Source organism: Mesorhizobium sp. B2-5-7 (assembly GCF_006440875.1).
Taxonomy (GTDB): domain Bacteria; phylum Pseudomonadota; class Alphaproteobacteria; order Rhizobiales; family Rhizobiaceae; genus Mesorhizobium; species Mesorhizobium australicum.
Map to the genome: position 1 here is coordinate 511,248 of NZ_VFUO01000004.1, position 26,318 is coordinate 537,565.

At 61.1% G+C, this 26,318-nt stretch carries 26 protein-coding genes; 17 read left to right on the forward strand and 9 right to left on the reverse strand.

Annotated features, from left to right (window positions below; all coding sequences use genetic code 11):
• Nucleotides 1-180 precede the first annotated feature (180 nt).
• The 4 genes from FJ543_RS20370 to FJ543_RS20390 all read left to right on the forward strand — a co-directional run bounded on the left by FJ543_RS20370 (nucleotide 181) and on the right by FJ543_RS20390 (nucleotide 2,628).
• Nucleotides 181-492, forward strand: coding sequence for a GFA family protein (locus FJ543_RS20370; RefSeq protein WP_140725916.1), 312 nt, complete (start codon nucleotides 181-183; stop codon nucleotides 490-492).
• 49 nt (nucleotides 493-541) lie between these two features.
• Entirely contained in the window at nucleotides 542-958 is a 417-nt protein-coding gene (locus FJ543_RS20375) for an HD domain-containing protein (protein WP_015316448.1), read from the forward strand.
• Between the two features lie 158 nt (nucleotides 959-1,116).
• Nucleotides 1,117-1,464 carry a hypothetical protein gene (locus FJ543_RS20380; protein ID WP_015316447.1) on the forward strand — a complete coding sequence of 116 codons (348 nt, stop codon included), beginning with the start codon at nucleotides 1,117-1,119 and terminating at the stop codon, nucleotides 1,462-1,464.
• A 444-nt stretch (nucleotides 1,465-1,908) separates the two neighbouring features.
• Nucleotides 1,909-2,628: a Crp/Fnr family transcriptional regulator gene (locus FJ543_RS20390; protein ID WP_140790257.1), complete on the forward strand. Its 720-nt coding sequence runs from the start codon at nucleotides 1,909-1,911 to the stop codon at nucleotides 2,626-2,628.
• 652 nt (nucleotides 2,629-3,280) lie between these two features.
• Here the strand turns inward: FJ543_RS20390 and FJ543_RS20400 are convergent.
• The 3 genes from FJ543_RS20400 to FJ543_RS20410 all read right to left on the reverse strand — a co-directional run bounded on the left by FJ543_RS20400 (nucleotide 3,281) and on the right by FJ543_RS20410 (nucleotide 6,272).
• Nucleotides 3,281-4,627, reverse strand: coding sequence for a sorbosone dehydrogenase family protein (locus FJ543_RS20400; protein WP_140660833.1), 1,347 nt, complete (start codon nucleotides 4,625-4,627; stop codon nucleotides 3,281-3,283).
• Nucleotides 4,624-5,055 carry a DUF2231 domain-containing protein gene (locus FJ543_RS20405; RefSeq protein ID WP_140660832.1) on the reverse strand — a complete coding sequence of 144 codons (432 nt, stop codon included), beginning with the start codon at nucleotides 5,053-5,055 and terminating at the stop codon, nucleotides 4,624-4,626. The genes FJ543_RS20400 and FJ543_RS20405 overlap by 4 nt, the downstream gene beginning before the upstream one ends.
• Before the next feature lie 467 nt (nucleotides 5,056-5,522).
• Nucleotides 5,523-6,272 carry a Crp/Fnr family transcriptional regulator gene (locus FJ543_RS20410; RefSeq protein ID WP_015316441.1) on the reverse strand — a complete coding sequence of 250 codons (750 nt, stop codon included), beginning with the start codon at nucleotides 6,270-6,272 and terminating at the stop codon, nucleotides 5,523-5,525.
• A 603-nt stretch (nucleotides 6,273-6,875) separates the two neighbouring features.
• Between FJ543_RS20410 and FJ543_RS20415 the strand changes: the two genes are divergently transcribed.
• The 4 genes from FJ543_RS20415 to FJ543_RS20430 all read left to right on the forward strand — a co-directional run bounded on the left by FJ543_RS20415 (nucleotide 6,876) and on the right by FJ543_RS20430 (nucleotide 10,230).
• Nucleotides 6,876-7,967 (forward strand): flavodoxin family protein, encoded by a 1,092-nt coding sequence (locus FJ543_RS20415; protein ID WP_140614613.1) that lies wholly within the window; start codon nucleotides 6,876-6,878, stop codon nucleotides 7,965-7,967.
• Complete coding sequence (locus FJ543_RS20420; protein ID WP_041163351.1) at nucleotides 7,967-8,821, forward strand: alpha/beta hydrolase; 855 nt, start codon at nucleotides 7,967-7,969, stop codon at nucleotides 8,819-8,821. Before FJ543_RS20415 ends, FJ543_RS20420 begins: the two co-directional genes overlap by 1 nt.
• Before the next feature lie 229 nt (nucleotides 8,822-9,050).
• The gene (locus FJ543_RS20425) at nucleotides 9,051-9,725 is read left to right on the forward strand and encodes a LysE family translocator (protein ID WP_015316437.1); all 675 of its coding nucleotides are present in this window, start codon (nucleotides 9,051-9,053) and stop codon (nucleotides 9,723-9,725) included.
• A 28-nt stretch (nucleotides 9,726-9,753) separates the two neighbouring features.
• A complete protein-coding gene (locus FJ543_RS20430; protein ID WP_015316436.1) occupies nucleotides 9,754-10,230 on the forward strand; it encodes a GNAT family N-acetyltransferase in 477 nt (158 codons plus the stop codon).
• Nucleotides 10,231-10,398: 168 nt separating this feature from the next.
• Here the strand turns inward: FJ543_RS20430 and FJ543_RS20435 are convergent, their stop codons facing one another.
• Genes FJ543_RS20435 through FJ543_RS20445 form a run of 3 tightly spaced genes read right to left on the reverse strand, consistent with a single transcriptional unit; the run spans nucleotide 10,399 to nucleotide 12,235 of the window.
• Complete coding sequence (locus tag FJ543_RS20435) at nucleotides 10,399-11,238, reverse strand: DUF3618 domain-containing protein (RefSeq protein WP_140876710.1); 840 nt, start codon at nucleotides 11,236-11,238, stop codon at nucleotides 10,399-10,401.
• Nucleotides 11,235-11,627 (reverse strand): phage holin family protein, encoded by a 393-nt coding sequence (locus FJ543_RS20440; RefSeq protein ID WP_015316434.1) that lies wholly within the window; start codon nucleotides 11,625-11,627, stop codon nucleotides 11,235-11,237. The genes FJ543_RS20435 and FJ543_RS20440 overlap by 4 nt, the downstream gene beginning before the upstream one ends.
• Entirely contained in the window at nucleotides 11,624-12,235 is a 612-nt protein-coding gene (locus FJ543_RS20445; protein ID WP_015316433.1) for a hypothetical protein, read from the reverse strand. The genes FJ543_RS20440 and FJ543_RS20445 overlap by 4 nt, the downstream gene beginning before the upstream one ends.
• 405 nt (nucleotides 12,236-12,640) lie before the next feature.
• On the opposite strand from FJ543_RS20445, the gene FJ543_RS20450 reads away from it, so the two are divergent.
• The gene (locus FJ543_RS20450) at nucleotides 12,641-14,224 is read left to right on the forward strand and encodes a M20/M25/M40 family metallo-hydrolase (protein ID WP_210243706.1); all 1,584 of its coding nucleotides are present in this window, start codon (nucleotides 12,641-12,643) and stop codon (nucleotides 14,222-14,224) included.
• 65 nt (nucleotides 14,225-14,289) lie between these two features.
• On the opposite strand, the gene FJ543_RS20455 is transcribed toward FJ543_RS20450, so the two are convergent.
• Both FJ543_RS20455 and FJ543_RS20460 read right to left on the reverse strand, forming a co-directional pair.
• On the reverse strand, nucleotides 14,290-15,135 hold the full coding sequence (locus FJ543_RS20455; RefSeq protein ID WP_015316430.1) for a manganese catalase family protein: 846 nt from the start codon (nucleotides 15,133-15,135) through the stop codon (nucleotides 14,290-14,292).
• A gap of 179 nt (nucleotides 15,136-15,314) precedes the next feature.
• On the reverse strand, nucleotides 15,315-16,232 hold the full coding sequence (locus FJ543_RS20460; protein ID WP_015316429.1) for a hypothetical protein: 918 nt from the start codon (nucleotides 16,230-16,232) through the stop codon (nucleotides 15,315-15,317).
• A 358-nt stretch (nucleotides 16,233-16,590) separates the two neighbouring features.
• Here FJ543_RS20460 and FJ543_RS20465 point away from each other — a divergent pair, with 358 nt between their 5' ends.
• The 3 genes from FJ543_RS20465 to FJ543_RS20475 are packed head-to-tail and all read left to right on the forward strand — an operon-like array spanning nucleotide 16,591 to nucleotide 19,485.
• Nucleotides 16,591-17,763, forward strand: coding sequence for a glycosyltransferase (locus FJ543_RS20465; RefSeq protein WP_015316428.1), 1,173 nt, complete (start codon nucleotides 16,591-16,593; stop codon nucleotides 17,761-17,763).
• Nucleotides 17,764-17,765: 2 nt separating this feature from the next.
• A complete protein-coding gene (gene glf / locus FJ543_RS20470; protein WP_015316427.1) occupies nucleotides 17,766-18,929 on the forward strand; it encodes a UDP-galactopyranose mutase in 1,164 nt (387 codons plus the stop codon).
• A 34-nt stretch (nucleotides 18,930-18,963) separates the two neighbouring features.
• On the forward strand, nucleotides 18,964-19,485 hold the full coding sequence (locus tag FJ543_RS20475; RefSeq protein WP_015316426.1) for a ferritin-like domain-containing protein: 522 nt from the start codon (nucleotides 18,964-18,966) through the stop codon (nucleotides 19,483-19,485).
• A 58-nt stretch (nucleotides 19,486-19,543) separates the two neighbouring features.
• On the opposite strand, the gene FJ543_RS20480 is transcribed toward FJ543_RS20475, so the two are convergent.
• Entirely contained in the window at nucleotides 19,544-20,713 is a 1,170-nt protein-coding gene (locus FJ543_RS20480; RefSeq protein WP_015316425.1) for a hypothetical protein, read from the reverse strand.
• Between the two features lie 313 nt (nucleotides 20,714-21,026).
• Here FJ543_RS20480 and FJ543_RS20485 point away from each other — a divergent pair, with 313 nt between their 5' ends.
• The 5 genes from FJ543_RS20485 to cyoD all read left to right on the forward strand — a co-directional run bounded on the left by FJ543_RS20485 (nucleotide 21,027) and on the right by cyoD (nucleotide 26,196).
• Nucleotides 21,027-21,896: an MBL fold metallo-hydrolase gene (locus FJ543_RS20485; protein WP_015316424.1), complete on the forward strand. Its 870-nt coding sequence runs from the start codon at nucleotides 21,027-21,029 to the stop codon at nucleotides 21,894-21,896.
• A 181-nt stretch (nucleotides 21,897-22,077) separates the two neighbouring features.
• Nucleotides 22,078-23,094, forward strand: coding sequence for a ubiquinol oxidase subunit II (cyoA, locus tag FJ543_RS20490; protein ID WP_140876714.1), 1,017 nt, complete (start codon nucleotides 22,078-22,080; stop codon nucleotides 23,092-23,094).
• A 2-nt stretch (nucleotides 23,095-23,096) separates the two neighbouring features.
• A complete protein-coding gene (gene cyoB, locus FJ543_RS20495) occupies nucleotides 23,097-25,100 on the forward strand; it encodes a cytochrome o ubiquinol oxidase subunit I (RefSeq protein WP_181174028.1) in 2,004 nt (667 codons plus the stop codon).
• Nucleotides 25,097-25,783, forward strand: a complete 687-nt coding sequence (cyoC, locus tag FJ543_RS20500; RefSeq protein ID WP_140876718.1) for a cytochrome o ubiquinol oxidase subunit III — start codon at nucleotides 25,097-25,099, stop codon at nucleotides 25,781-25,783. The genes cyoB and cyoC overlap by 4 nt, the downstream gene beginning before the upstream one ends.
• Nucleotides 25,780-26,196 (forward strand): cytochrome o ubiquinol oxidase subunit IV, encoded by a 417-nt coding sequence (cyoD, locus tag FJ543_RS20505; protein WP_140614624.1) that lies wholly within the window; start codon nucleotides 25,780-25,782, stop codon nucleotides 26,194-26,196. Before cyoC ends, cyoD begins: the two co-directional genes overlap by 4 nt.
• Nucleotides 26,197-26,318 lie beyond the last annotated feature (122 nt).

The window sequence follows — 26,318 nt, forward strand, 5'->3', positions numbered from 1 at the left end:
CGACGAGGGCGGCCGACGTTTTCGCCAGATGAACGAAGCTGCCCACACGCGATTGGAGAGCCTGCCGAAACGCAGGCTCATCGGACTGGAGCCAAGGTGGAACTGAACGGCGGATGTCTTTGCGGCCGGATTCGCTTCAACGTCACAAGCGAACCGAGAGTGCACTATTGCCATTGCGATATGTGCCGGCGCGCGACCGGCAGTGCATTTGCGGTCCTGGCGTGGGTCCCTTCGCCAGACCTGACCTGGATCGACGCAACTCCCGCCTATCGCCGATCTTCGCCAATCGCCCAAAGGGGGTTCTGTCCCGCCTGCGGATCACCGCTCAGCCTTGCCTATGACGTCTCGCCGGGGGAAATCGCGCTGCATGTCGGCACATTCGACGATCCAGCGCGGCTGGAGCCTCGCTACAACTACGGATCAGGGCAGCGGCTTGGCTGGGTCTGCTGCGGCGTGGACTTGCCGCACCGCGAAACCGAGGAACGCTGGTAGGTGCCTGAAAGCAACGCGGCTCGCTGGCGAAAAGGCGGAGATGGATGTGATGAGTATTTTCTATCGGGCGGCCAAGATTGCGGAGCAGGCGCATGCATCGCAGCATGACAAGACAGGAGGCCCCTATATCGATCATTGCCGTCGAGTGGTCGACGCCGTCGAAACGATAGATCAGAAAGTCGTCGCCTATCTGCACGATGTCCTGGAAAAAAGCGAAGGCTGGAGCCGGGCCAAGCTCGAAGAGGCGGGCTTTGGACCGACGATTGCCGCCGCGGTCGACGCCATGACACGCAGAGAAGGCGAGGACTATTTCGCATTCGTACGCCGGGCCGCCTCGAACCCATTGGCGCTGCCGGTAAAACGGGCGGATCTGGCCGACAATATCTGGCAATCAAAGCAGATCGGAGCATCCACGGCCAAGTATGAAGAAGCATTGCGCATTCTTGACGACGAGTTCACCAAGTGAGTGCCGGGATGCTGGCGGCAATCGCGTCCTGGCATGCGACAAGCGCCACTGGACGGTGCCTGTAGTCGCGCGATGCCAAAATACATGGATTACGGGAACCAACCCGTTTGGTAATTTTCGTACCAACGTTTTTAGTGACACGCTGGGTGGGTGGTTTTATGAATCCGATGATCGATCCGCGTCCGGCATGCCCTCTGATGCGCAATGCCTGGCTGCCTTCGGATCGCTTCGAGACCAAGGTGACGCCCATGCGGGAATTGCCGAAAGACATTGACGCCGATGTGGTGATCGAAATCAGCAGATTGCTGGACGACAGCGCGCTTTTCGTGCCTGTCCGCGTTCATGAACTCACAGCAAGGGTAAGGCAGAAAGTGAAGACGGGATTGCCGGATCGTTCGATCGAAGAGTTGATCGTGGAAATGGCTTCCTTGCGTCGGTTCGCCATGGCCTTTGAGCTGCCCGGATCGGAAAATGTGGTGCAAATTCCACAGCGACTCCTACGCTGACCGCATCAAGGTCACGCGCTCCACCCGGCGGTCAGGAAAAGCGATGCCTCGAACACCTGGGCGCCCGCCTCATTGCGCACCTTGCCGGTATGTTGACCAGGTCGCGATCCGGCATTTCATCGCGAGCGACTTCCTGCGAGATGCGAATGGCTTCTGCCCTCGCCTGTTCTCGCGATTCAAATGGCTGGCCGTCGTTGGGTACGGGGCCATGACCGTTATAGAGATCGAAATGACACCGTTTCATTTTCGGGGCAGCCTTGGACACCTCTGGCGTGCTAATACCCAGCGACACTGGTGGTTCCCGCTCCGGCGCTTGCGCCAGAATACGCGCAGGCTGCCGATGATAGGGTCCGCCATCTTCCGAAGGCCTAAGGTCCGGCTGCTATCCTTGCGTCCAGGACATCTGGCGATCGGCGTTTCAACCCCGATCGCCTCGAGGCTATGATGTTAGAGTCCCTCTATCTGCAACTCGGCCAGCACGACACTCTGTCGGACGTCGAGAAGGTCTTGCTGGCCGAAACGGTTGTTTTCGGACGCGAGTTCGAAAAGGGGCAAGATGTGGTCAAAGCGGGGTCCCGGCCAACCTATAGCACCATGCTGCTGGATGGCCTGGCGGCACGCTACAAGGTGCTCGAGGACGGCGGCCGGCAGTTCACGTCCTTGCAGGTGCCCGGCGACTTCGTCGATCTCCACGCCTTTTTGCTCAAGACCATGGATCACGGTATCGTCGCGCTGTCGCCTTGCCGGGTGATGTACGCGGACCACAACAAGCTGAAAGCCATTACGGAACAGGCCCCTCACCTGACCCGGCTGTTGTGGCTCGATACGCTGGTCGATGGGGCCATACATCGCGAATGGATCGTGGCAATGGGCCGCCGCTCCAGGACCTCGCATCTGGCCCATCTCATCTGCGAACTGTTCGTACGTCTGCAGGCGGTGAAACGCACCAGCGGCATGAGTTTCCATCTACCGCTGTCACAGACTGAAATGGCCGACGTGCTTGGGTTGTCGGTCGTGCACATGAACCGGGTGATCGGAGGCTTGAAGAAGATCAAGGTAATCACCTGGACGAACCATATGGTCACCATTCTGGACTGGGACCAGCTTGCCAGGCTTGCCGAGTTCGACCCTACCTATCTGAGCATCAACAACGAACCGAGATGAGCAGCCTTGAACTCAGTTATGAGGCGGATTGCTCCACCACAACTCAAGCGGCCCGCGTTACGAGCGGGCCTTGTCATTCCCTACGGGTGGATAGCGCCTGATTTGGCGGAAAGCCGGTCCAGCAGCTTGCGCGATTCCTCGATTACGCGCCGCGTGTCTTCAATATTCGAGCGAAGATCGGCAATCTGTGCCGCCGCCCTCCGTTGATATAGGCGCGCACTTTCATTGAGGAAGTAGTCAGGTTCCCACGGGTCCATCGCGATCAGATCCGTTGCGCACCAGTTCGAACGTTACCTTTACCATACGTGGGGTTTGCTAGCACCAGCACGGACATGCAGGGCAACCTCTCGGAAATTGCCTTCAGGCATCTGGTCCTTTGCTATTTCGAGCAACGCCTTTGCCGCCTCATCCTCAGCTGCCCCCAAGCTCGGAAGCTCGGTTCCTTCAGTGTCCGGGTAGGAGGTTCCGTTGTCGACTAGATCAAAATAATAGCGCGCCATCATCGGTAACAAGGCGGCGCGACCTTTGTTCCTCTCGACTTATCGCGAGTGCCGGGTAACGCATGCTTTGAGTCCTCAGTATAGGTTACGCCGCCGATAACAGCGTGAGGATCAGTTTCACTACCGGGCTTCCTGCGCATACAATCCGATAACTACCGAGCTGCGGTCACGCGCCAGACCGTGTTTCCGACATCGTCCGCAATCAACAGCGCGCCCGCCTTGTCGACGGCAACGCCCACTGGCCGCCCATGTGCCTTGTTGTCATTGTCAAGGAAACCGGTGACGACGTCCTGAGGCTTACCGTCAGGATGACCTCCATTGAACGGTATGAAAACGACCTTATAGCCGTTGAAGCGCTTGCGGTTCCAACTGCCATGTTCGCCGACAAAGGCGCCATTGCGATAGGATTCGGGCAGGTTGGTGCCGGTGTAAAATGCCAGTCCCAGGGGCGCGACATGGGAACTCAGTGCATAGTCCGGAGGGATGGCCTTGGCGACCAGGTCCGGCCGCCGCGGCATCACCCGCGGATCGACATGCTGGCCATAGTAGCTGTAGGGCCAGCCATAAAACGCGCCGTCCTTGACCGAAGTCATGTAGTCGGGAACCAGATTGGGGCCGAGTTCGTCGCGCTCGTTGATGACGGCCCACAGCGCTCCGCTCTGCGGCTCCCAGCTCAAGCCGTTGGGATTGCGCAGCCCGCTTGCGAAAATGCGCGAACGGCCTGTCGCCCTGTCGACCTCCCAGATCGCGGCGCGATCCTTTTCCGCCTGGACGCCGTTCTCGGTGACGTTGCTGTTGGAGCCGACACCGACATAAAGCAGCGATCCGTCCGGACTGGCGACGAGAGACTTGGTCCAGTGATGATCGATCGGGCCGCCGGGCAGTGGCGTCAGCACGGTGCCTGGCGCGGTGATCTTGGTCTCGCCGGATGTGTAGGGATAACGCACGATCGCATCCGTGTTGGCGACGTAGAGATCGTTGCCGACCAGGGCTACGCCGAAGGGCGAATTGAGATGATCGAGGAAGACATCCTGCACGTCGGGCACGCCGTCGCCGTTCGTATCACGCAACAGCGTGATGCGGTTGCTTCCCTCGGTGCCGCCGCCCGACGTCGCCATGGACTCGATCCAGCCCATGATCAGGTCCTTCGGACGCTTGATCGCGGCGCCGGGCGGCGCCACGGACTCGACCACCAGAACGTCACCGTTCGGCAAGGTGTAGAGCGAGCGTGGATGCTTCAATCCCTTGGCGAATGCCTGGATCTGCAAACCCTTCGCGACCGTTGGTTTCTCGTCCTGCTTCCAGCCGACGACCGAAGCGACATGCATGGGCGGAACAAGATATTGCGTTGGTTCAGGCAGTGTCGGATTTGGCCCGACCTGGCCGCTTGGGTCTGGGTCGTCGTTGCTGCAGGCGGGCAATGCCAAAAGCGATCCGCACATGAGACCGAACCCAAGGGCACGCCGGATGTGAGTGTTCGAAACCCGCAGGGCGTTCATTCGAGCACCTCGACGCGGCTGCGGCCGGTGCTCCATTCCAGCAACCACACGAGAACCAAGACGATCACGGCCGCCGCGGAGAGGATGAGCCCTGTCGGCACGACCGACGTCCAGGCGTCACGGCTGTGCACCAGCGCGTTGAAGAACGACAGCACAAGCACCACCAGGCTGCCGAGCAGATAGGCTCCGTGCGTACGGAGAATTCGACGGGTGAAGAGATCGAAAAGCGCCGCAAGCACCGCAAGAGCGCCCATCACGAGGCCGGCAAACAGCAGCCATGCGGAAAAATCGGCCCACATCATCTCCGCCGTTCGCCAATAGGTGAGGTCGGTCAGCAGCGTGCCGATGAAACAGGCATTGGCGACCGCCATCGGTGTCCGATGGATCGGACGGCCGACGACCACCGGTATCGATCGCGAATTGGCCACGGATCTTCTCCGCCCCTGCTCCAGATGGCATCTGGGCTTCAAACAAACCTGAAGTTGAGATGTTCCGGGAACTGTTCGCGTTCAAGGACTTGTGATTGCCCTGACCAATGCCGATCGCTGTCGCCGGTGAATGGCGCGAAGCGCGGTGTGCTCCGGGAATTCAAGTTCGCAATGTCCGCAGCGCGAGTAACATTGCCTGGCAAGCGGTGGGACGCCAGTTCCATTCCGTGTGCGAGATGAGCAGGGCCCGTATCGCCTCCCGTCAGTGAGATTAGGTTCGGCTTCGTACGTTTCTTACCGAGCCTTGGCCCTTTATTGTCAGTCATTGGCAGATGACTAGATTAACCAGGCGGCATCCCCAAATCATGCCGCAGTGGCCGATGCGGGCTTAGGCAATGTGCCGTCACCGGCATCGTCGCGTCGGCCACTTCCGCGATCCTCGCCCTGCAATGCCGGCATGATGGCGGTCAGCTGGGCGGGCGGTCCTGCCTCGAAGGGTTCTTTGAACCGAGGTCCCCGACCAGCCGACGGTATTGCAGTTCGGGAGGGCCGTAAGATTCCCGTGCCAGCGCCACGAGACCTTTCCGATCCCGGATCGTGATTTCGCCGCGGCGGGCACGGATGTAGCCATGGCTCTCGATTGTCTGAAGCCCCACTGTAACCCCGGGGCGCCTGACGCCCAGCATGACGGAAAGGAATTCGTGGGTTATCATAAGCCTGTCGCCGACGGTTCGGTCGCTGCACATCAGAAGCCATCTCGCCAGCCTGACCTCCAGGCTGTGCCGCGCGTTGATCGACGCCGTGTAGCTGGTCTGGACATGGAGGTACTGGACGTAGCGCAACAGGAACGGCCGCAAGGTAGGGCTCTCTTCCAAGGCTTCGACGAACGGCGCGGCGCTCATCCGTATCGCTTCGCTCGTCGACTGGATGTAGCAATCGAAGCTTGCCAGATCGTCGCCCATGATCAGCGCCGAACCGGTCATGCCTTCGAAGCCGATTATTCCCACCTCTGATTCAGCCGTTCCCGCAGTCTTGGCGACGACCGATGCGATGCCACTCTCCAGGAAATAGACAGCTTCGATCTTTTGGCCTTCGATCTCCAACGGCGAGCGCAACTCCAGAAAAACACTTTCGAGATGCGGCCGCAGCCGCTCGAAATCGGCCACGCTCATTCGGCGCAACAACTCGCTCTTGGCCTGCAGAATCTTGGGATCCACGAGACGCTCTCCACTTGGGCAAGAGCACTGGGATCTCTCGGCCGGCCGCGCCCCTCGAACGAGGGGACGGTGGCAAAACATAAACTGTCCCACCCGGCCAGCACTAGGCAGGCGGCCGCGTCGGTATGAAACCGACAATAGCTGCTGTGGACAAATCGCAAGTTTTGTCGGCTATCCATCCTTCGCCAGAAGACGAGCTTCCCTGAGGATCGAAGAGCGGTCGAACCCTACCAGCAACACTATGTCACGTATCTGCTGTTCCGTAGCGCCCGATTCCCGGGCAAGTGTACGAACGGCTTCGGGCGCCAGACCGGGGCGCTCAGGGTCTTTCGTCATGACATCCTAGCCTCACGCTGGGGCAGGAGTGCGATGGTCGCTCCCAAGCGTCAACGCCCGGATCGTGCTGCTGACGACCTCTTTGTGTACGCCTTCGTACCGAACTTGGCGAATCAATTCGAAACACGCCGGCTCGGGTGATTCCGGCGCGCCTTGTTTTGTACTCGCCCAAAAGTCCTTGCAGATCATGGCTATGGCGCGTTCGGAACGCCGTGCCTGTTTGCCGCGTTTGAGCTTGGATCGCTTTCCATGCAGAGGTGAAACCCCATGTTCGATTGGCTGAAGCGCGGCGCGCCAGAACCGCGCAAGGGCATGCCCAGCCCCCGCCTGGACGAACAGGCTTTCAAGCGTCGCTATGGCGAACAGTTCAATGATCCGGCGTTCGAGCCCCTGGCCGCCGACATCGAGCGGATAACGGAGGTCGCCTGGCAGGCCTACAGGGATTCCAGGAAGAGCCCGCGGACCCGAAAGGCGGGCCGTGGCTTCGCCGATCCCGATTACGATCTGGCGGTCGATTGGCTCGAGGCCAGACAAGCAATCGAGCGCGCAAAGCGCATGAACGAGCTGGGCAAACGACGCCGCGTCCTGATCGTGAACGGATCGCCGCGCAGCGAGCACACCTGCCCCGGCGAGATGTCCAAATCCTATCGTTTTGTCGAAATCGCCCGGAAGATTTTCAAGGCCGGCGGCGCGGAAGTCGAGATCCTGGATTTGTCCCGGCTGGCCGCCGAATACGGCCGCAAAATCTATCCTTGCAAGGCCTGCTTCTCCACCGCTGCCGCGCTTTGTCACTGGCCTTGCTCCTGCTATCCAAATCATTCGCTCGGCCAGACGCAGGACTGGATGAACGAGATCTATCCAATGTGGGTTGCCGCCCATGCGGTGATGATCATAACGCCTGTCCACTGGTATCAGGCCACCTCGCCGCTGAAGCTGATGATGGACCGTCTGGTATGCGCCGATGGCGGCAATCCCGATCCTAGTTCCACGCACGGCAAGGAGGCGCGGGAGGCGAAGGCGCTGGAACTCGAGGGATGGGACTATCCCCGGCACCTTGCCGGCCGGCTCTTCTCGGTAATCGTGCACGGCGATACCGAGGGAGCCGAAAACGTCCGGCGCTCTTTATCGGATTGGCTGAAATCGATCGAAATGGTCCCGGCGGGGCCGAAGGCCGAACTCGACCGCTACACCGGTTATTGGAAGCCATACGCTACCAGCCACAACGAGCTCGACGACGACATGGACCTGCAGGAAGAAGTCCGAAACGCGGCGCGTACGCTTCTGGCCGCTGCGGTCGCTCGGAAGGAGGGCACTTTCGTCGCCGCTGGACAGTCGCTGACCGATCCTCGGCAAAAATGATGTTCGACGGCTTTAGCCTGGAGATCGTCAAGCTTGCGGATGCGACATTGCGCGTGCGCCATGGTGGGGCTGGCCCGCCAGTGTTGCTCCTGCATGGGCACCCGCGAACCCACACCACATGGCATCGCGTCGCGCCGATCCTGGCAAGACATCACACCGTCATTTGCCCGGACCTGCCGGGGTTCGGGCAATCGTCCGTCCCGGCCGATGCCTGGGAAAGCGCGGGATCTTCAAAGCGGGCAAAGGCCGGCATTTGCGTGGCTCTCATGCACAGGCTTGGTTTTGATCGTTTCGCCGTCGCCGGGCATGACCGTGGCGCCCTTACCGCGTTCAGGATGGCGATGGATCATCCTGCCAGTATTTCGCACCTTGTCGAAATCGATGGCATTCCGGTCCTTGAGCATCTGGAGCGTTGCGACAGCCGCTTTGCGACAGAGTGGTGGCATTGGTTCTTCTTTGCCCAGCCAGACAAGCCCGAGCGCGCCATCAATGTCGATCCGCAGGCCTGGTATGGCGGATCGGCCGAGGCGATGGGCAGAGAAAACTTCGAGGACTATCAGGCGGCGATCAGCAGTCCGCATGTCGTGCATGGCATGCTGGAAGACTACCGGGCCGGGCTCACGATCGATCGCCGGCACGATGCGGAGGATCGCGCCCGAGGGCTCCGGGTCGAATGCCCAACGCTTGTCCTGTGGTCGCTGCGCGACGATCTTGAACGGCTCTATGGTGATGTGCTGGCGATCTGGCGCCCATGGGCCCGGCACCTGCAGGGCCGAGGCATCGACAGCGGCCACCATGTCGCCGAAGAAGCACCGGACCTGTTGGCAAAGGCGATCCTGGACTTCCTTGCTTGAACAGCCGCTGCCGGATGACACGCAGCGTTCGTTCCCCGGGAACAAATCTCCCTTTGGAAAATTGTGACGCCGAGAAAAATGCCGCATGCTCCGGGCCGGAAATATCGCCTTGCGACGGAGTTCTCATCGAGCAGGGGCTCGCCATACGGTCTGACAAGGCCGGCCAGACGGCGCCAGGGGCGATCGCGCCGGCAAGGATGTCGCCGCTTGCCGGGACAGGGGGCCACCATTGAACGCACCAAATAGGCTTGGGCCAAGGAGGTGTAAGATCGATCCCAATCTGTGGTTCGCCTTTCTCGGCACCGTGATCCTGTTGCAGATGCCGCCTGGGCCCGACAGCATGCTGGTCATGGCACGTGGCATCGGGCAAGGCCGTGGCGTGGCGTTGTTCACGGTCGTGGGAATGACATTGGGCGCAGGCATGGTGCAACTGCCGCTGGTCGCCCTGGGTGTCTCCTCGCTCTTGCGTGCATCGCCATTGGCATTTGACACGCTCCGTTGGGCTGGAGCAGCCTATCTGGTCTGGTTGGGCATAAGTTTGCTCTCGGACACGAAAAGCGATCTGGATCTCGATTGCGTCGAGCGCGTCGGGCCGCTCGCCGCGATGCGGGAAGGTATGATAGCCAACCTCATCAATCCTTGGCCCATGACCTTCATGATCGCCTTCCTGCCTCAGTTCGTCGATCCGAACCGTGGCTCTGTCTGGTTCCAGATGCTGATGCTCGGCGCGACCCAGAAATTGACTGGCGTCTTGGTCCTGGGGACCTATGCGGTTGCTTCTGGTGTGCTCGGCGAATGGGTCATGCGTCGACCCCGCGTGAGACTTTGGCAACAACGGATAGCGGGCTGCTTCATTGTCGGCCTTGGCATTCGAATGGCCGTGGGCGGCGGGGCCGGCAAGTGAAGCCAAAGTCTCCTCCGCAGATCCAACGATGACAAGATCGAAGCAGGTTTCAGACTGGGCATGTTCAGCGAGCCGCGCAGCACGGAAGCCGGATCTCCTGATCGAGTTGGTTGAAACCGGCGGGGATGCCAAGGCAGAAGCGGGCGCTGCGCTCTATCGCTACAATGTGGCCAAGTCCGGCGTCGCGGATCGAATGCCGATCGGCGCCATAGTGCGGGATGCCTCGGGAAAGGTCCTTGGGGGTTTGTGGGGCAGGACTGAGCTTGGACTGTTGTTCCTGGACATGTTTTTCGTGGCTGAGGATGTACGAGGAAAGTCGTATGGCAGCCGGCTCCTGTCAGCCGTTGAAACAGAGGCAAGAAAGCGTGGCTGCGCCCGCGCCGTGGTCGAGACCAGCAGCTTCCAAGCACCTGGCTTCTATGTTCGCCACGGATACGAGGAATTTGGCAGGGTTGAATTTGGCATTCCTGGCGCGGCGCGCATCTTCCTGCGAAAAGAGCTCTGAAAATGGCGCTACAACCCTTTGGCGAGCTGTTGTATCGAAGGCGGCGCTTCATTCGAAGCGCCCGATCGTGGTTGCTGAAGTGGCGGAGCCCCCACTGCCAATCGGGTTGAAGCTCCCGCCTTGCCTTGCGAGAATCGCCCATCGTTGCGGTGGCTCCAGTATCCTCGGCTAGGATTTTTGTTCCGACGGGAGAGAGAGCCGTTCCCGTACGGACTGCTCCGTCGTGTCGGCCGCGGACTTGACGATTTCACCAATCTGGTCGGCCACCGTGCCTGCTTGTGTGTCCTGCCGTCCAGCTTCCTGCTTGATCGTCTCATAGGCGTCCGCGGCAACCTGCCTGGCCTGATCGAGGCCTTGCTCGAGCATGGTCTCCGAGGTGTTGCGAAGCTTCTCGCCATAGCCGCCCAGCTGCTCATCCTCCATTGCGGTATGGGGCAACATGGCGCCTATCGCGGCGCCGATGGCGAGACCGACCGCCGCAACGGCGAGGGGCTGATCGTTCAACAGCTCCTGTGCCGAGCGGCTGGCTTTCGCAGCCATGTCGCCAGCCGTCGATCCTGCGCTGGCGGCGTTGCTCGTCAGCCCTTCGGCGACGCCGCTTGCTGCGCCCGATATGGCTGCGCCAGCGCTGCTTGCGGCCGACGTGAGCGATTCAGCGGTTCCGGAGAGCGTGCTGCCCAAGCCGCCGCCCTCCGCCTCGTCATCCCCGCTGGGCGGGGTTGGCGCCGTATAGCCGGCCGGGCGACGGCTGCCGTTCGACGGACCGCTGCCCAGCATCAGCCAAGCCAGACCGGCGCCCACCATGGTCACGGGCAAGGGATTGTCCCTGACCTGCGTTCTCAGGTTGTTGAGCATTGCCGAACTCTCTCCTCCAGAGAAGATGCCGGTGAATTCGTCCAGCAATTGTCCCGGTGTCATTTTGCCTCGAATGGATTCGGCGGTCTCCACCACCCTGGCGCGCGCGGCCTCGGCCTCGCGTTCGAGTTCGGCTGCGGATTTCTCGGTCATCTCACTTGTTCCTTGATCACAGTCGCGTCGCGCCTGAGCTGTTCCTGGGTTCGGTCGGGAGTAAGTTCGGAAGGCGCCATGCTTGCCATGCCGGTGCGCAGCAGAATGACGCCAAGAATTGCCACCACCACGCCGACCAACAGGGAGGACCACCCGGCCCCCAGCCCTGCCCGCGTCAATGCGATGACCAGTGCCTGAAGCAGCACGAGCAGAGCCGCGAGCAGGCAGATGGCCCCGCCCAGCACCTCGGCGGCGCCAGCTCCCGTCTTGGTAAACTTTTCAGAGAGCTCCGCCCGCAGAAGCCTGGCTTCGGTTTGCACCAGCGTGGTGACGTTTTGCGCCAAGTCGGTCACCAGGGTCGCGAGGCTGGGATTATCTTGAGTGTTCATCTGTCTTGCTCCCCATACTGCGTGGCCAGATCGTCAACACCGCCGCCGAATCCTTGCGCCCCATCGGCCGACCAACCAGCAGCTTCGCCGGTCTGCGAATTTGCACCACCCGAGGCACTTCGAGATGCTTCGGGGCTTCTGGGCGGGGAAGCCTTGATGAACCGACCCAGCGCCAATCCGGCCAGTACAGACCCGGCAAGCAGGACACCGGGGTTTTGCCGGCCGAAAGACTGCACATCCTCAAGCACCTGGCCAAACGGCTTTTGTTTCAACGAGGAGGAAAGCCGCTCCAGCCCGCCAGCGGCGTCCAGGGCAAATTTCGACGCGGTCCTTTCATCATTGTTGGCCAGATGCTCGCTGGCCGCGCGCAACGCGCCGCCCAACGCCGCCAAGCTCGATCCTATGTCGCGCTGCGCCTCCTCCGCCTTGTCCGAAATAACCTGCGTGGCTTCTGTCGCGTAGTCGCCAGCCTTGCGGGTCAGTCCGTCGCGAGCATCGTGAAGCAACTCGCTCGCGCGCTCTTTTTCCCGGCCAAGTCTGTCGGAGACGTCGCTTGTCGCCTTGTCGAAATCAGTGTGTTTACGGCCCTGGCCGTCATTACGTTGCATGGGTCACCTAGTGAAAACCGAGGAAGGAGAGGACCGCGAGCACGACAACGACGAGGCCGATAAGATAAATGACACCGTTCATGGCACGTTCCTCCTTGGCAGCCCAACTTCATGGACCCTGCGATGTTCCGTCGGCGAAGAGCTTTTTGCGATCCAAGAGCAATGCAGGAAGAACCGGTCCAGAGCGTCGCCAGTCCGTCATCGAGACGAGCTGCCCGGCCCGGGAGTTCCCCTCTGAGCACGAATACCTTCCAAGTGGATTCCACTGAGCCACCGCCGAAGTGTGCTTGAGAGAAATCGCTTGACCAGGATAGGATCCACCGTTCCCACCCGAATGGCAGGATCGCAATGACCCGCAACCCTATCGAGACGCTGTCCAGTCGCGCGCGGCGATGGGCAATCGGGTTGACCGAGCAGAAGAGCGTCACCGGCACGGACGGCGAGGCTGCCTTCGGCCCGTGGCTGGCGGCGGAACTCCGAGAGGAGACGGCATTTCAGAACGCGGAGGTCTGGACGATCGAGGTCGGACCTCAGGACGGCCGTCACTGCGTGGCGATGCTCCTGCGCGGCACTGGTCGCTCGACCGTGCTCTTGACCGGTCACTACGACACCGTCGGGACAAGCGACTACGGACAGTTGGAGCCTCTGGCCACTCGGCCCGACGCGTTGACAAAGGCGTTGCACGGTTCCCTCGTCGCCGCGAACGCTCCAGCCGCCATTCTGGCCCACCATGATTTCGGGGGCGGGGAGTTCCTTGCCGGGCGCGGTCTTCTGGACATGAAGACGGGCCTTGCAGCCGGGCTGGCCGTATGCGCCGAATTTGCCGAAAGCGCAAAGCCGGCTGGAAATCTGCTTTTTATCGCAGTGCCGGACGAGGAGAACAATTCCGCCGGCGCCCGCGAGGCGGCGCAGATGCTGCCTGGACTCTGTAAAGAGCGCGACCTCGATTTGCTCGCGGTGATCAATCTCGATGCGATCGCGGATGATGGCGACGGCAGCAAGGGTCGCGTCATCGCTCTGGGAACCGTCGGCAAGCTGCTTCCGGCCGCCTGCGTGGTTGGTGTTCCCACACATAGCGGCTTTCCCTTGAATGGCCTCAATGCCGGCGCGATCGCCGCGGCAATCGCCGCGCGGATCGAATGGGCGCCCGAGCTCACCGACATGTGCGGCACCGAACCCGGCACCCCGCCCAGCCTGCTCGGGATTCGGGACGGAAAGACGGGGTATGATGTCACGACACCGCGGACCGCCCATGCCACTTTCAATGTGCTGAGTTATCGCCGGGCGCCCAGTGAGGTGCTCGACCGGTTCGACAGCCTATGCGCCGAAGCGGCCTCGCGTCTTTTACAGGAGCTCCGGCGGCGCGTCTCCGCTCAGCACGAAACAGGTCTGCTGGAGATGGTGCAATCGATCCCGGTCCATCGGTATGAGACTCTGCTGGCGCGTCTCGAAGAACCGGAGCGGATGCGGCTCGAAGCTGTTTCCGCTTCGATCGCCGCCGGCGACCAGCCCCTGCCCGAGAAGTGCCGATTGATAACCGAGCAGGCCTGGAAACTCAGCCGCTTGGCCGGACCAGCCATCGTGACGGGCTTCGGATCCATTCCCTATCTGCCGACGAACCTTTCCGCGCAGCCGGCAGCCGCCAGGCTGCGAGCCGCTGCCGTCGAGGTGGCCGACGAGGCAGCGGCTCGCTATGGCAACGTGGTCACCTGCGCGGACTATTTCGCCGGGATTTCGGACATGAGCTTCTTTGGCGAAGCGGCCGAGTCCTCCCTCGACGTCGTCGCCCGCAACACACCAGCCTGGAAAGACAGCGTGCGCTGGCCCCTCACGCGAGCCCTGGCCAACATACCGACAATCAACATCGGTCCGTGGGGACGCGATTATCACACGCCGCTCGAACGATTGCATGTCGGCTATGCGTTCGACGTCCTGCCGCAGCTCATTCGCGATGTCTGCGCCAGGATCCTTCGGCCCGACGCGACCTGACAAGTACGAACGGCACAAAGCGGAAGCGGCCCCCATTTGGCCGCCGCCTTCGGCTGCGACTATGACTATTCGGCTGCCTTCCTGTCGAACATCTGCTCACTCTGCGCACCAGAGCTTGGCCGTGGCGGCGAAAGCATTGGCTCCTCGCCCATCGGTGCGCCGGGCACCAGGGAGAACTCGCCCTTGCCGTCCATCGACGGGCCTTCGCTCCAGCGTCCCTGCGCCGGTGCTACACCTTCGATGAAACAGTTGATGAAGGCATAGGATACGTCCTGACGCTCTTTCTCCTGCGGGAAGGAATTGGGCACCGGCAGAGACGCGGTCAGGCCCCCCATGTCCTCGATCGCCGCCAGCCACTGCTGCTGATGCATGGTGTCGCGCGCAATGAGGAATGACAGCATGTCCTTCATTCCAGCATCGTTGGTCATGTTGTAGAGGCGGGTCGCAAGCACGCGTCCGCTTCCTTCCGCGGTTACGTTGGCGACCATATCGGCGGCAAGATTGCCGCTGGCATAAACATGCGAAGCATTGAAGGGAACACCGTTGGAGTTTTCCGGCAGGGCGGCGAGCCCAGTCGACAAGATATGACGGAAATTCATCCCGTTGAGGACAGAGCCGCCGACCGCATCGGACGACACGTCCTCCTGCAGCGAAAGCGGTGCCCCTTCGAGATTGAGCGCGACCGCGGTCGCCAGCATCTCGATATGGGCGAGCTCCTCGGTGGCTGTGTTCAACAGCAGGTCGCGGTACTTGGCCGGTCCACGGCACCCCCACGCCTGAAAGAAATACTGCAAGGCGACACGAATTTCGCCTTCCACTCCGCCTATGGCCTGCTGTAAGGCGCGTGCAAAGATTGGGTTCGGCGTCTCGACTCGAACCGGGAACTGCAATTTCTTGTCGGTGTAATACATGGCTGACTCTCCGTTTGAAGTCAGCCGAACCTCAGCCCGGAAGCATTGTTCCGCCCGGGTAGGCGTTTAATTTGGAAAGAACTGGCAACGGATCGCCTCGTGTCAACGGAACTCAATTGCACGACGACGACAGCCGCTCCGGCCGGTCGAACGCAGTCGTGCCGGCCGGCAGACCAGGATCATGCAACCTTGGAAAACAGAGCCACGTCACATCGGGCCAAGCCGTAGCGCCACCGGTGGTCGGTCGCGGCAACCCGGCTTTGGTAAAACAGGGAAAGCTGGCTGCCTTCGATCATCACCGTTGAATGACCGTTCTCGCCCGGCTGGCCTGGTTCGAGTACCGGGCCTATCGACACGTAAGGTCCGGCAACCTCGTCAGCGATGGCAAAAAACACGCGCTGGCGATTCCCACGAAGGCCATTTGGAAGAAAGCAAGTGGCGTTCAGAAGTACTCGGCCATCCGGCAACTCGACCAGTTGGGCACCTTCTATGCCCCATTCATAGTCGGGGTCCTCTCTCGTATTGTGATGAGGGACATCAGCATGATCGAGGATCTTGCCGATCCGCTTCCACGGCCCGAACCACGAGTCGGACTGGCTGCGTGCGAGATAGATGTCGGGCTGCGGCACCCTGTTGAATTTCGGCATGGCAGAGTAAACGAGATAGCGCCTGCCACCAATGACCGCCGGATGCGGATCGTAGATGCCATCCTCTTCCGTGTCGGGGATGGCGAGAATGGCCGGGCTGAGAACCACCCAATGGAAGCCGTCGTTGGAAACCGCATGCTCGCAGCGGCCCCCGGATTTCATGAACTCGGTCTGGATGAACATATGGAAGACGCCACTTTCGTGGATGACGCCCGGAGCCGCGACCCCGGTCCCGTTGATGGGAAGCTCGATCGCTTCGTGCTCGGTCCAAGGCCCATAGAGGTCGGGGGCCGTGGCGTGCAGGATCCTCCACGTCTCGGTCGTCACCGTCCCGCTTGAGCCGAACACATGCCACAGCCTGCCATCGAAGACGGGGCATGGGTCCTTGAGATCATCCACGCTTTGCGGATGGAACAGCGGAAACACGTTGGTATCGAAGTCGATCTTCATCTTAGCCCCGGAATTTGCCCTTGCCCCGGACCCGCCCAAGCCGCGGGCGAATCAAGTTGATGTCCGGCACATTTTATAGCCAGCAAGTTCAACGCAAATACGGCGAAGGCGGTTCTCCACCAGCAAACTTGGTCGGGGCAGTTTCGATGACCGCCATTTGAGACAGCCAGTCTGCCTCCGCGCAGCCGGCGCTTTGCATTCGTCCAATCCGAAGCGGCGACCGAGGCTCTCCGTTTCACCTTGGAACAACTCACCTACCCGAAAGTTAGGAGCTGAAACCGAAGTCTAGTTCTCCCTCATCCCCGATTAACAAATGTTAGTCGAAACACAAACCACCGTCTATAAAAGGAATATCTCAATGGAAGCAGCCTTGGGCAGGGTCACCGTCAGTAAACAGGCTGGCAGGCAAAATCTACTGGTTTGCTTCTCTCATTTAAGGTGGAACTTCGTTCATCAACGCCCGCAGCATATCCTCACACTCGCATCCATGCAGCAGAGGGTTGTCTACTTTGAAGAACCTGTCTTTGAAGAACTGCCGCAGCCGCTAATGCGGACGAGCGAGGCCTCGCCAAACATTCTGATTGTGACACCAGTGCTCCCGGTCGGCACGTCGGCCGCGAAATCAGATGCCACGCAGCGCAGATTTGTTCAGCAGACAATCGCTTCTATGCCGCACAGCCGGCTGATCGCTTGGTATTATACGCCAATGGCTCTCCGCTTCACGGAGTACCTTGAGCCTGACATATGTGTCTATGATTGCATGGACGAACTCTCGGCGTTCAAGAATGCGCCGCCTGAATTGAGGCAGATGGAAAAGGCGCTTCTGCACCGCGCCGATCTTGTTTTCACCGGCGGCCTGAGCTTGTTCGAGACCAAGCGCCACCTGCATCACGCGATCTATCCCTTTCCGAGCAGCATCGACGTGAACCACTTTCACAAGGCCAGGAAGCCGGGAAAAGACCCGGCCGATCAGGCCGGCATTCCTCACCCGAGGGTCGGCTATTTCGGCGTCATCGACGAGCGGCTGGACGTCGATCTCGTGGCCCAGGCGGCGGAGACCATGCCGGACGTGCATTTCGTCATGCTCGGCCCGGTGGTCAAGATCGACGCTGCAAGCCTGCCGCGCGCCGAGAACCTTCACTGGCTGGGCGGGAAAGCCTACCGCGATCTGCCCGACTACCTGCGCCATTGGGATGCCGGCTGGATGCCGTTCGCCCTCAATGAAGCGACCCGCTTCATCAGCCCGACCAAGACGCCGGAGTTCCTCGCGGCAGGGCTGCCGGTAGTCTCGACGGCGATCGTGGACGTGGTGCGCAGCTACGGCGCTGCCGGGCTGGTGGAAATCGCCGACAGCGACGATCTGGAAACCAAGCTCCGCTCGGCTCTTTCGCGACCGCGCCAGATGCTCCGGCAACAAGTCGACGCCTACCTTGCGGATACCTCCTGGGAGCGAACATGGAATGCCATGGCGGCTCACATCGAGCGCGCCCATGAACGCAAGAAAATCGTCCCTCTTCGCAGGAGCGCTTAGCCATGTTCGACTGGCTGGTCGTCGGGGCGGGTTTTGCCGGCAGCGTGCTTGCCGAAAGGATAGCCTCGCAGCGTCACGAAAGCGTCCTGCTGGTAGATCGTCGCGGCCATGTCGGCGGCAATGCGTATGATTGCTACAATGAAGCCGGCATCCTGATCCACCGCTACGGTCCGCACATCTTCCACACCAACAGCCAGGCGATCGTGGACTACCTGTCGCAGTTCACCGAGTGGCGGTCATACGAGCACAGGGTGTTGGCGGCGGTGGACGGGAAACTCGTTCCCATCCCGATTAATCTCGACACGATCAACAGCCTTTATGGACTGGAACTGACCTCGGCCCAGTTGGAGGAATTCTTCGCGTCGCGACGCGAGACTGTGGAGGACGTTCGCACGGCCGAGGATGTCGTTGTCAGCACGGTGGGCCGCGAGCTCTACGAAAAATTCTTCCGTGGCTACACCAGGAAGCAATGGGGCGTCGATCCCAGTCAACTGAGCAAGTCGGTGACGGCACGAGTGCCGACCAGGACCAACCGTGACGACCGCTATTTCAGCGACAGCTTCCAGAAAATGCCGGCCGGCGGATACACCAGGATGTTCGAAAGCATGCTCGACCATCCGAACATCAAGATCATGCTGCAGACCGATTTCCGCGAAATCCGTGAGAAGATTCCGTTCAGGCGGATGATCTATACCGGTCCAATCGATGAATATTTCGGGTGGCAGCTTGGGCATCTTCCCTATCGCTCGCTGCGTTTTGAGCACGTCACCCTGGACCGCGAGCAGTTTCAGCCGGTTGCCGTTGTCAATTATCCGCAGACGCAAGATTACACCCGCATCACGGAGTACAAACATCTGACCGGCCAGCAGAACGCGCGGACCAGCCTGACTTACGAATACCCGACGGATATCGGCGACCCGTACTACCCGGTGCCGCGAGCCGAAAACGAAGCCCTCTACAAGCGCTACGAAGCGCTCTCCGCAGCCTGTCCCGACGTGTGGTTTGTCGGCCGCCTGGCAACATACCGCTACTACAACATGGACCAGGTGGTCGGACAGGCTCTGGCCACTTTCGCTCGCATCCAGAAAAGTCTGCCGGAATGGGCGGGCACTGGAAGGACGTCCCTGGCCGGACTGGTGGCGAGTTCTCCCGCACATGGGAGCTGAATTAACCGCGGCAGAAAACAGAAGGAGAATTGCGATGGATACAAACTTCAACTCGGAGAGCCGTTCGATATTCATTGTTGGCTTGCGCAACGCCCATGCCATGGAGAACCAAGCGCTGTCGATCATGAAACCACAGGTCGAGCGTATCGAGAATTATCCTGAGGTGGCTGATCGCTTGCGCCGGCATATTCAAGAGACCGAGGGCCAGATCACTCGGCTCGAGACGGTCCTGGAGGGTCTCGATGAAGAGCACTCGACTCTCAAGGACACGGCCCTGTCGATGGTTGGCAGCATGGCTGCCATGGGACACTCGATGGCAGGCGACGAGATCATCAAGAACAGCCTAGCGAATTTCGCCTTCGAGAACTACGAGATCGCTGCCTACAATTCGCTCCTGGTGCTCGCCGAGGCCGGCGGCTTCCAGGATGCCGAAACGGTCCTCAAGCAAAATCTGAGCGAAGAGGAAGCGATGGCCGATTGGCTTAAGGAAAATCTGAGCGACGTGACCCTGCGGTACGCCAAGTTGCGCGCGGCGGGGGAGACCGCAAAAAGCTGATCCAACGGCCAGGGGCGGCATCCACAACGCCGCCCCCGCCTGGTTGCCGGCCGCTCCTTCAACGCGTCCGGTTTGGTGCGAACAGATCTTGCTGCCGAACCAGTTCGTCCGCGACGGGCTGGCGGAGGCGTCGCGTGCCATCCGCCTGGATGACGGAAAACAATCCCACCTCCGCATGTCGGGAATTATCCCACCCGGGGTAAGCGGTTATCGGATACAGGCAAATACCCTCGATCGGCGCTTCGAGTTTTATCGCCGCACGCACCTCGTCGCAGACATAGTGGAGCCAAGCCGCCCCGCCCGATCCCTCCGAGCCGGTTTCGGCAATGAACATCGGCTTGCCGTATCGATGAGCGACCTCGATCAGCATTTCCGACAGAGCACGGTACTCGTGGTGCCCCATCGGAATGGTCGGTCCATTTATGTACCATTGATTGTGTGGGTAGAAGTTCAGGCCCACGGCGTCGACAACATCCTCGCTGCCGCCCAACTCGGGTTCGACGCGGCCCAGCAACATGTCGTAGGCCTCGAACTGTCCCAGTCGGGCGTTTTCGGCGCGGCGCCGTTCGCCGCGGGTCCGGTCGCGAGGCGCGATGTGGATGAGCGGCTCGGCCCAGACAAATCCGCATGCCGGATCGACCTCCCGCATTGCACGAACACCGGCGATGGCAGCCTTGACGAGGTGCCGCTTGAACCATCCCCGCTTGTTCGGCCCTACGCGCGGGAAATAGCCGACCTCGACGGCCCAGGCGAAGAAGGAGATTTCGTTGATCGGACACAACAGAGGCGATGTTCCGGTTATCGAACGGTACACCCTCACGGCTTCCGCCGCGAACGAGGCATAGGCATCGATGAACTGGATGGACCCCTGATCGACATGATCCGGGGATCCATAATGGAAGATGTCCCAGATGACCTGGACCCCTGCCGATTGGGCTGCCTCGACCATAGGCATCCAACTTGACCAGTCATAGGTTCCGGGAGCGGTTTCGATCAGGTGCCAGCGTAGCCCATCGCGAATGGTGCGCAGGCCGAGTTCGGCGCAGGCCCGGTAGTCGCGGAGGGCATGCAAATTATGCGAGGTCGCACGAATAAGGTCGAGGCGGACGCCATCCTTGCGCCGATGCGAGGAGCACTCAAAGCCCGCCATGAAAAAACTGGCAAAGCGCGAAGCTTTCGGAGCCGACTCACCCACTTCGTGCCCGTCCGTGCGTTCCACTTCGTCCATTCGAAGTCTCCTTTGGGCAGTCGGTTTCAAACTCGGCCGCCCTGTTTGGACCGCGAATTGCCTTGGGGAAACGCCGTATCCGATCAGGCAAGCCGCGTCCCATTGCTCAGCTCAGCTGCCCCCTCATCCTGCCTGAGCGGGGTAAAGCCGAACCGACTGGCCGAGCCTTTGTTCCGGTGGTCGACCAGCCGCGAGCTGGGTGGCGATTGGCGACATCAGGAACAAGGAGGCTCGAGCCAAGTTCGGGGCGATGTAGCACCGGCGTCGCTTAACTCGACCGGCTGCCCGGCAAACAACAGAGGCACGGGATCACATGACCGTTCAAATTCAACTTTCCGATATCGACCACGCCAGGCGCGAGGATCGTGGCGACGGTGCTTGGAGCATCGCACCGGATCTGGGTTATTTGCGGCTGGCAATCGTCAATGTCGTGTTCTTCGGCGCACCGGGCAGCGGAGACCGGAAATGGGTGCTGATCGATACCGGGTTGCCGACGTCCCGGAGCAGCATCCTTGCCGTGGCGGAGAAGCGCTTCGGGATTGACGCGCGGCCGGCTGCGATCATCTTGACGCACGGCCATTTCGACCATGTGGGAACGGTTCTGGACCTGGCGAATACGTGGGACGTGCCTGTCTTCGCGCACCCGCTCGAGCGCCCCTATCTGGACGGGACCACATCCTATCCGCCGCCGGACCCCTGGGTCGGCGGTGGACTGATGGCGCTGCTCTCACCGCTATTTCCACGCGGGCCGATCGATCTTGGCAACCGTCTGGAACTCTTGCCGGCCGACGGTTCGATCCCCGGAATGCCCGGATGGCAGTGGCTGCACACGCCAGGACACGCCCCGGGGCATATCTCGCTCTGGCGCGAGGAGGACCGCTCGCTGATCGTAGGGGACGCTTTCATCACCACAGGCCAGGAGTCGGTCTATGAGGTCGCCGTTCAGGATCTCGAGATGCACGGTCCGCCACGCTATTTCACGCCGGACTGGGATGCGGCGGAAAGATCGGTGAAGCGCCTGGCCGCGCTGAAGCCGCAGATGGTCATCAGTGGACATGGGGCGGCGGCGGCTGGCATGGGCATGCGTCAAGCTCTTGACAGCCTGGCTGATCGGTTCACGGAGTTTGCCGTGCCGCCGAAGATGAAATTCGTGCGCGAGCCGGCGACGGTTCCAAATAGCTGAGCCTGTCCGAGCGCAGCGCTCTGCTGCGGTTCTCAAGATCTGTCAAAAACGCGCCGGCTTTGCCGCCCGGGCGGCCCAAGACGGGCGGCGGCGGAACAAACGTCACAGGCGCCAGTTAGGCGTTCGTTGGGCGGCAGGCGACACCGGGCGTATCTCGAATTCTGCGTCAGGGAAGACTTAGATGGAAAACGCGAAGAACGCGTGCCCTCACGACGTGTCCTCCCCGAGATGCGTGGCGCAGCCACTGTTATTGCCACCCACCTTCAAGCCGGCGCGTTCGCTGCTCTGGATACCCGCAGCCGCATTCTTGCCCGGCTGCGCGGGGGGCGTGCTCGACCCGCAAGGGCCAATTGGCGCGGGCAATCGCACGATCCTTTTGAACTCGCTGGCGGTGATGCTGGTGATCGTCATTCCGACGCTGATCGCACTGCTGGCCTTCGCTTGGAAATTCCGCGCCTCGAACAGCAATGCCCGTTACGACCCGGAATTCACCTATTCAGGCCGGATCGAGTTGATCGTCTGGTCGATTCCGACGCTCACCATCCTCTTCCTTGGCGGACTGATCTATTACGGTTCCTATCACCTCGATCCGCGCAAACCGATCGCCTCGGCGCAGCCACCGCTCGACATCCAAGTGGTGGCGCTCGATTGGAAATGGCTGTTCCTCTATCCCGAGCAGGGAGTTGGGGCGGTCAACCAGCTGGTCATCCCGGCCGGCGTTCCCGTGCATTTCAAGCTGACCTCGGCCAGCGTGATGAACACGTTCTTCGTGCCTCAGCTTGGCAGCATGGTCTATGTCATGAACGGCATGCAGACCGAGTTGCATCTGCAGGCCGACCGCGAGGGGAGCTATTTCGGTCAGTCGGCGCATTTCAGCGGCGACGGCTTCTCGGACATGAACTTCAGCGTGACCGCGGTTTCGCCTGATGCGTTCACCCGCTGGACGTCATCGTTGCGTGGTGGCGGCGGCGTGCTCAACGCCGACGCTTACCGCGAGCTCGCCCGGCAAAGCACAAACCTGCCGCCGGCTTCGTTCGGCCACGTGCAGCCCGGGCTGTTCGAAGCGGTTGTTCAGCAGACGCTGCCGCCCGGCCCCGGCCCCGCTGAAAGTGGCGGCAGCGGTGAGCCACAGGTCAGTCCGAAGGCGTTACGAGCGGCGGCCATTGCGCACCACCAGCAGGCAGAAGGGGGAGAATGACGATGCTCGGCAAGCTCGATTGGTCGGCGATTCCGTTCGACCAACCTATCCCCCTCGGTGCGGCCTTCGCGGTGTTCCTCGCCGCGGCAGCGGTGCTCTGCTGGATAAGTCTCAAGGGTTATTGGCCCTATCTGTGGAGCGAGTGGATAACTTCGGTCGACCACAAACGCATCGGCGTGATGTACATCGTGCTCGCGATGCTCATGCTTTTGCGTGGCTTCGTCGATGCCATCATGATGCGCACGCAGCAGGTGCTGGCCATCCACGGTCCAGGCTACCTTCCGCCCGAGCATTACGACCAGATCTTTTCGGCGCACGGCACGATCATGATCTTCTTCGCGGCAATGCCCTTCATCATCGGCCTGATGAATTTCGTCGTGCCGCTGCAGCTTGGCATCCGCGATGTCGCCTTTCCGACGCTCAACTCAGTCAGCTTCTGGTTGACGGCTACCGGAGCCCTGCTGGTCAACATCTCGCTTGTCATCGGCGAGTTCGCGCGCACCGGCTGGTTGCCCTATGCGCCCTTGTCGGAAACCACCTACTCGCCGGGCGTCGGTGTCGACTATTATCTGTGGTCGATCCAGATCTCCGGCGTCGGCACGCTGCTGACCGGCGTGAACCTGGTGACGACCATCCTCAAGATGCGTGCGCCGGGAATGGGGTATCTGCGCATGCCGATGTTCTGCTGGACATCGCTGGCATCCAACCTGCTCATCGTCGCGGCCTTCCCGATCCTCACCGCCACGCTCGCGATGCTGACGCTGGACCGCTATCTCGGCTTCCATTTCTTCACCAACGAAGCCGGCGGAAATCAGATGATGTTCGTCAACCTGATCTGGGCCTGGGGCCATCCCGAGGTTTACATCCTGGTGCTTCCAGCCTTCGGGATTTTTTCCGAGATCTTCTCGACCTTCTCGTCAAAGCCGCTGTTCGGATATCGTTCGATGGTCGCGGCGACGATGTTCATCTGCATCGTCTCGTTCATGGTCTGGCTGCACCATTTCTTCACCATGGGCGCCGGTGCCGACGTCAATGCCGCGTTTGGCATCGCCACCTCGGTCATCGCCGTCGGCACCGGCGTAAAAATCTACAATTGGCTCTTCACCATGTATGGCGGGCGCGTTCGCTTCGACACGCCCATGCTTTGGGCGCTGGCTTTCGTCACCACCTTCACCGTCGGCGGCATGACCGGCGTTCTGCTAGCCGTCCCGCCCGCCGACTTCGTGCTGCACAACTCGCTTTTCCTCGTGGCACATTTCCACAACGTCATCATCTCGGGCGTGCTGTTCGGCGCCTTTGCCGGCTTCACCTACTGGTTCCCCAAGGCATTCGGCTTCCGGTTGCACGAAGGTTGGGGGAAGGCGGCGTTTTGGGTCACCTTGGTCGGCTACATGCTGGTCTTCGTGCCCCTCTATATCGTCGGCCTGCTTGGCATGACGCGGCGCCTTCAGCACATCGACATGGATCTTTGGGCACCGTGGCTGGTGGTGGCCGCGTTCGGCGTGCTGGTGATGATCATCGGCGCCGCACTGCAGATCATGCAGCTGGTGGTTTCGATCCGGCATCGCGACAAGCTTCGCGACGAGACCGGCGACCCGTGGGATGGGCGTTCGCTGGAATGGTCGACACCCTCCCCTCCACCCGCCTTCAACTTTGCGCGGCTGCCACATGTCGAGAACGAAGAACCCTACTGGACCATCAAGCAGCGGGGGATCGAGGAGCAGAGCGCGGAGACGGAGGCCGCGTACGAGCCTATCGAGATGCCGCGCAACAGCCCGACGGGCTTCGTCACCGCTTTCTTCAGTACGCTGATCGGCTTCGCGCTGATCTGGCACATTTGGTGGCTGGCGATCGTCGGCTTCATCGGCGCCTACGCCACCTTCGTCGTCTTCGCCTGGCGCGATCATGGCGACTACGAGATCCCCGCCGATGAGGTCGCGCGAATAGACCGAAACGGCCGAGCCGCGCGGCTTGCCTTCCTGCGCAGCTGGGAACGTCCGGTATGAGCGATCACGCCTTCACCAGCGACATCAGCGCCGACGGCCAGACACGCGACCAATACCGGCTCAATCGCACCGGCAGCCATGGTGCAAGATCCGCGACGGGCCACGGACAGGGCGGCCCTGCGTCGAAGTTCGTCACCGTTGCCTACGGGTTCTGGATCTTTCTGCTGTCCGACATCATCATGTTCTCGGCTTTCTTCGCCGCCTATGCCGTGCTCGCCAAGGCAACCGCCGGCGGACCGACCGGCAAGGATCTGTTCGAACCCACGCGCGTTGCGGTGCAAACGGGCCTTCTGCTCAGTTCAAGCTTCACCTGCGGCTTGGCAACGCTCGCGAGCCACCGCAGATCGATGGCTGCCACCCAGTTCTGGCTGCTGGTTACGGGCCTGCTCGGGGCAGCCTTCCTGCTCCTGGAGGTGCAGGAGTTCGCGGCGATGGCCGGCGAGCAGGCAGGCCCGTCTCGAAGTGCATTTCTTTCAGCCTTTTTCGCACTCGTTGGTTGCCACGGGACCCACGTCGCACTTGGCCTGCTCTGGCTAGGCACCATGATGGCGCAGCTGTGGGTCAAGGGTTTTCGACCCGATATTTTGCGGCGGCTCCACTGCTTCGGGCTCTTCTGGCACGCGCTCGACATCATCTGGGTTGCAATCTTCACCCTGGTTTATCTGTTAGGAGTATCGCCATGACCGAAATCGGGGGCGAGAGCGGGGCCGGCGAGACGCCAGACCGCCGCGATTCAGCGCCGGGCGAGGAACGCATAACCGAGCACGAAATGGCGGGGGGCCTCTCTGGCTACCTGCTCGGCTTCGGCCTGGCCATCCTGCTGACGATTGCTTCGTTCCTGGCGGCTCAGACCAACCTGATCTACCAGCCGGCGGTGATTTCGGCTCTGGTGGTGCTCGCTGTCGCGCAGATGGGGGTGCATCTTGTCTTCTTTCTCCACCTGACGACCGGACCGGACAACACCAACAACGTCCTGGCCCTGGCCTTCGGCGTGCTGATCGTGGCGCTGGTGGTTCTGGGCTCAGTCTGGATCATGGCCCATCTGGATCAGAACATGGCTGCCATGACGGCCCATCAAGCCGGAGTGATGCCTTGAGCGAACCGCACGCCGGACACGGCATTAGCTGACTTTCGCTCGCCTCGTCACGCGTTTCAGGCGGGAACTTTGGTTCGGGCAGCAAGTTCGGACGCCATCGGAGACAACAGGCTCGCGGTAGA

Coding starts and splice junctions, on each gene's coding strand:
- FJ543_RS20370 (WP_140725916.1), top strand. CDS start 181: ATGTGCCGGCGCGCGACCGGCAGTGCATTTGCGGTCCTGGCGTGGGTC.
- FJ543_RS20375 (WP_015316448.1), top strand. CDS start 542: ATGAGTATTTTCTATCGGGCGGCCAAGATTGCGGAGCAGGCGCATGCA.
- FJ543_RS20380 (WP_015316447.1), top strand. CDS start 1,117: ATGAATCCGATGATCGATCCGCGTCCGGCATGCCCTCTGATGCGCAAT.
- FJ543_RS20390 (WP_140790257.1), top strand. CDS start 1,909: ATGTTAGAGTCCCTCTATCTGCAACTCGGCCAGCACGACACTCTGTCG.
- FJ543_RS20400 (WP_140660833.1), bottom strand. CDS start 4,627: ATGAACGCCCTGCGGGTTTCGAACACTCACATCCGGCGTGCCCTTGGG.
- FJ543_RS20415 (WP_140614613.1), top strand. CDS start 6,876: ATGTTCGATTGGCTGAAGCGCGGCGCGCCAGAACCGCGCAAGGGCATG.
- FJ543_RS20420 (WP_041163351.1), top strand. CDS start 7,967: ATGTTCGACGGCTTTAGCCTGGAGATCGTCAAGCTTGCGGATGCGACA.
- FJ543_RS20430 (WP_015316436.1), top strand. CDS start 9,754: ATGACAAGATCGAAGCAGGTTTCAGACTGGGCATGTTCAGCGAGCCGC.
- FJ543_RS20435 (WP_140876710.1), bottom strand. CDS start 11,238: ATGACCGAGAAATCCGCAGCCGAACTCGAACGCGAGGCCGAGGCCGCG.
- FJ543_RS20440 (WP_015316434.1), bottom strand. CDS start 11,627: ATGAACACTCAAGATAATCCCAGCCTCGCGACCCTGGTGACCGACTTG.
- FJ543_RS20445 (WP_015316433.1), bottom strand. CDS start 12,235: ATGCAACGTAATGACGGCCAGGGCCGTAAACACACTGATTTCGACAAG.
- FJ543_RS20455 (WP_015316430.1), bottom strand. CDS start 15,135: ATGTATTACACCGACAAGAAATTGCAGTTCCCGGTTCGAGTCGAGACG.
- FJ543_RS20460 (WP_015316429.1), bottom strand. CDS start 16,232: ATGAAGATCGACTTCGATACCAACGTGTTTCCGCTGTTCCATCCGCAA.
- FJ543_RS20465 (WP_015316428.1), top strand. CDS start 16,591: ATGGAAGCAGCCTTGGGCAGGGTCACCGTCAGTAAACAGGCTGGCAGG.
- glf (WP_015316427.1), top strand. CDS start 17,766: ATGTTCGACTGGCTGGTCGTCGGGGCGGGTTTTGCCGGCAGCGTGCTT.
- FJ543_RS20475 (WP_015316426.1), top strand. CDS start 18,964: ATGGATACAAACTTCAACTCGGAGAGCCGTTCGATATTCATTGTTGGC.
- FJ543_RS20480 (WP_015316425.1), bottom strand. CDS start 20,713: ATGGACGAAGTGGAACGCACGGACGGGCACGAAGTGGGTGAGTCGGCT.
- FJ543_RS20485 (WP_015316424.1), top strand. CDS start 21,027: ATGACCGTTCAAATTCAACTTTCCGATATCGACCACGCCAGGCGCGAG.
- cyoA (WP_140876714.1), top strand. CDS start 22,078: ATGGAAAACGCGAAGAACGCGTGCCCTCACGACGTGTCCTCCCCGAGA.
- cyoB (WP_181174028.1), top strand. CDS start 23,097: ATGCTCGGCAAGCTCGATTGGTCGGCGATTCCGTTCGACCAACCTATC.
- cyoC (WP_140876718.1), top strand. CDS start 25,097: ATGAGCGATCACGCCTTCACCAGCGACATCAGCGCCGACGGCCAGACA.
- cyoD (WP_140614624.1), top strand. CDS start 25,780: ATGACCGAAATCGGGGGCGAGAGCGGGGCCGGCGAGACGCCAGACCGC.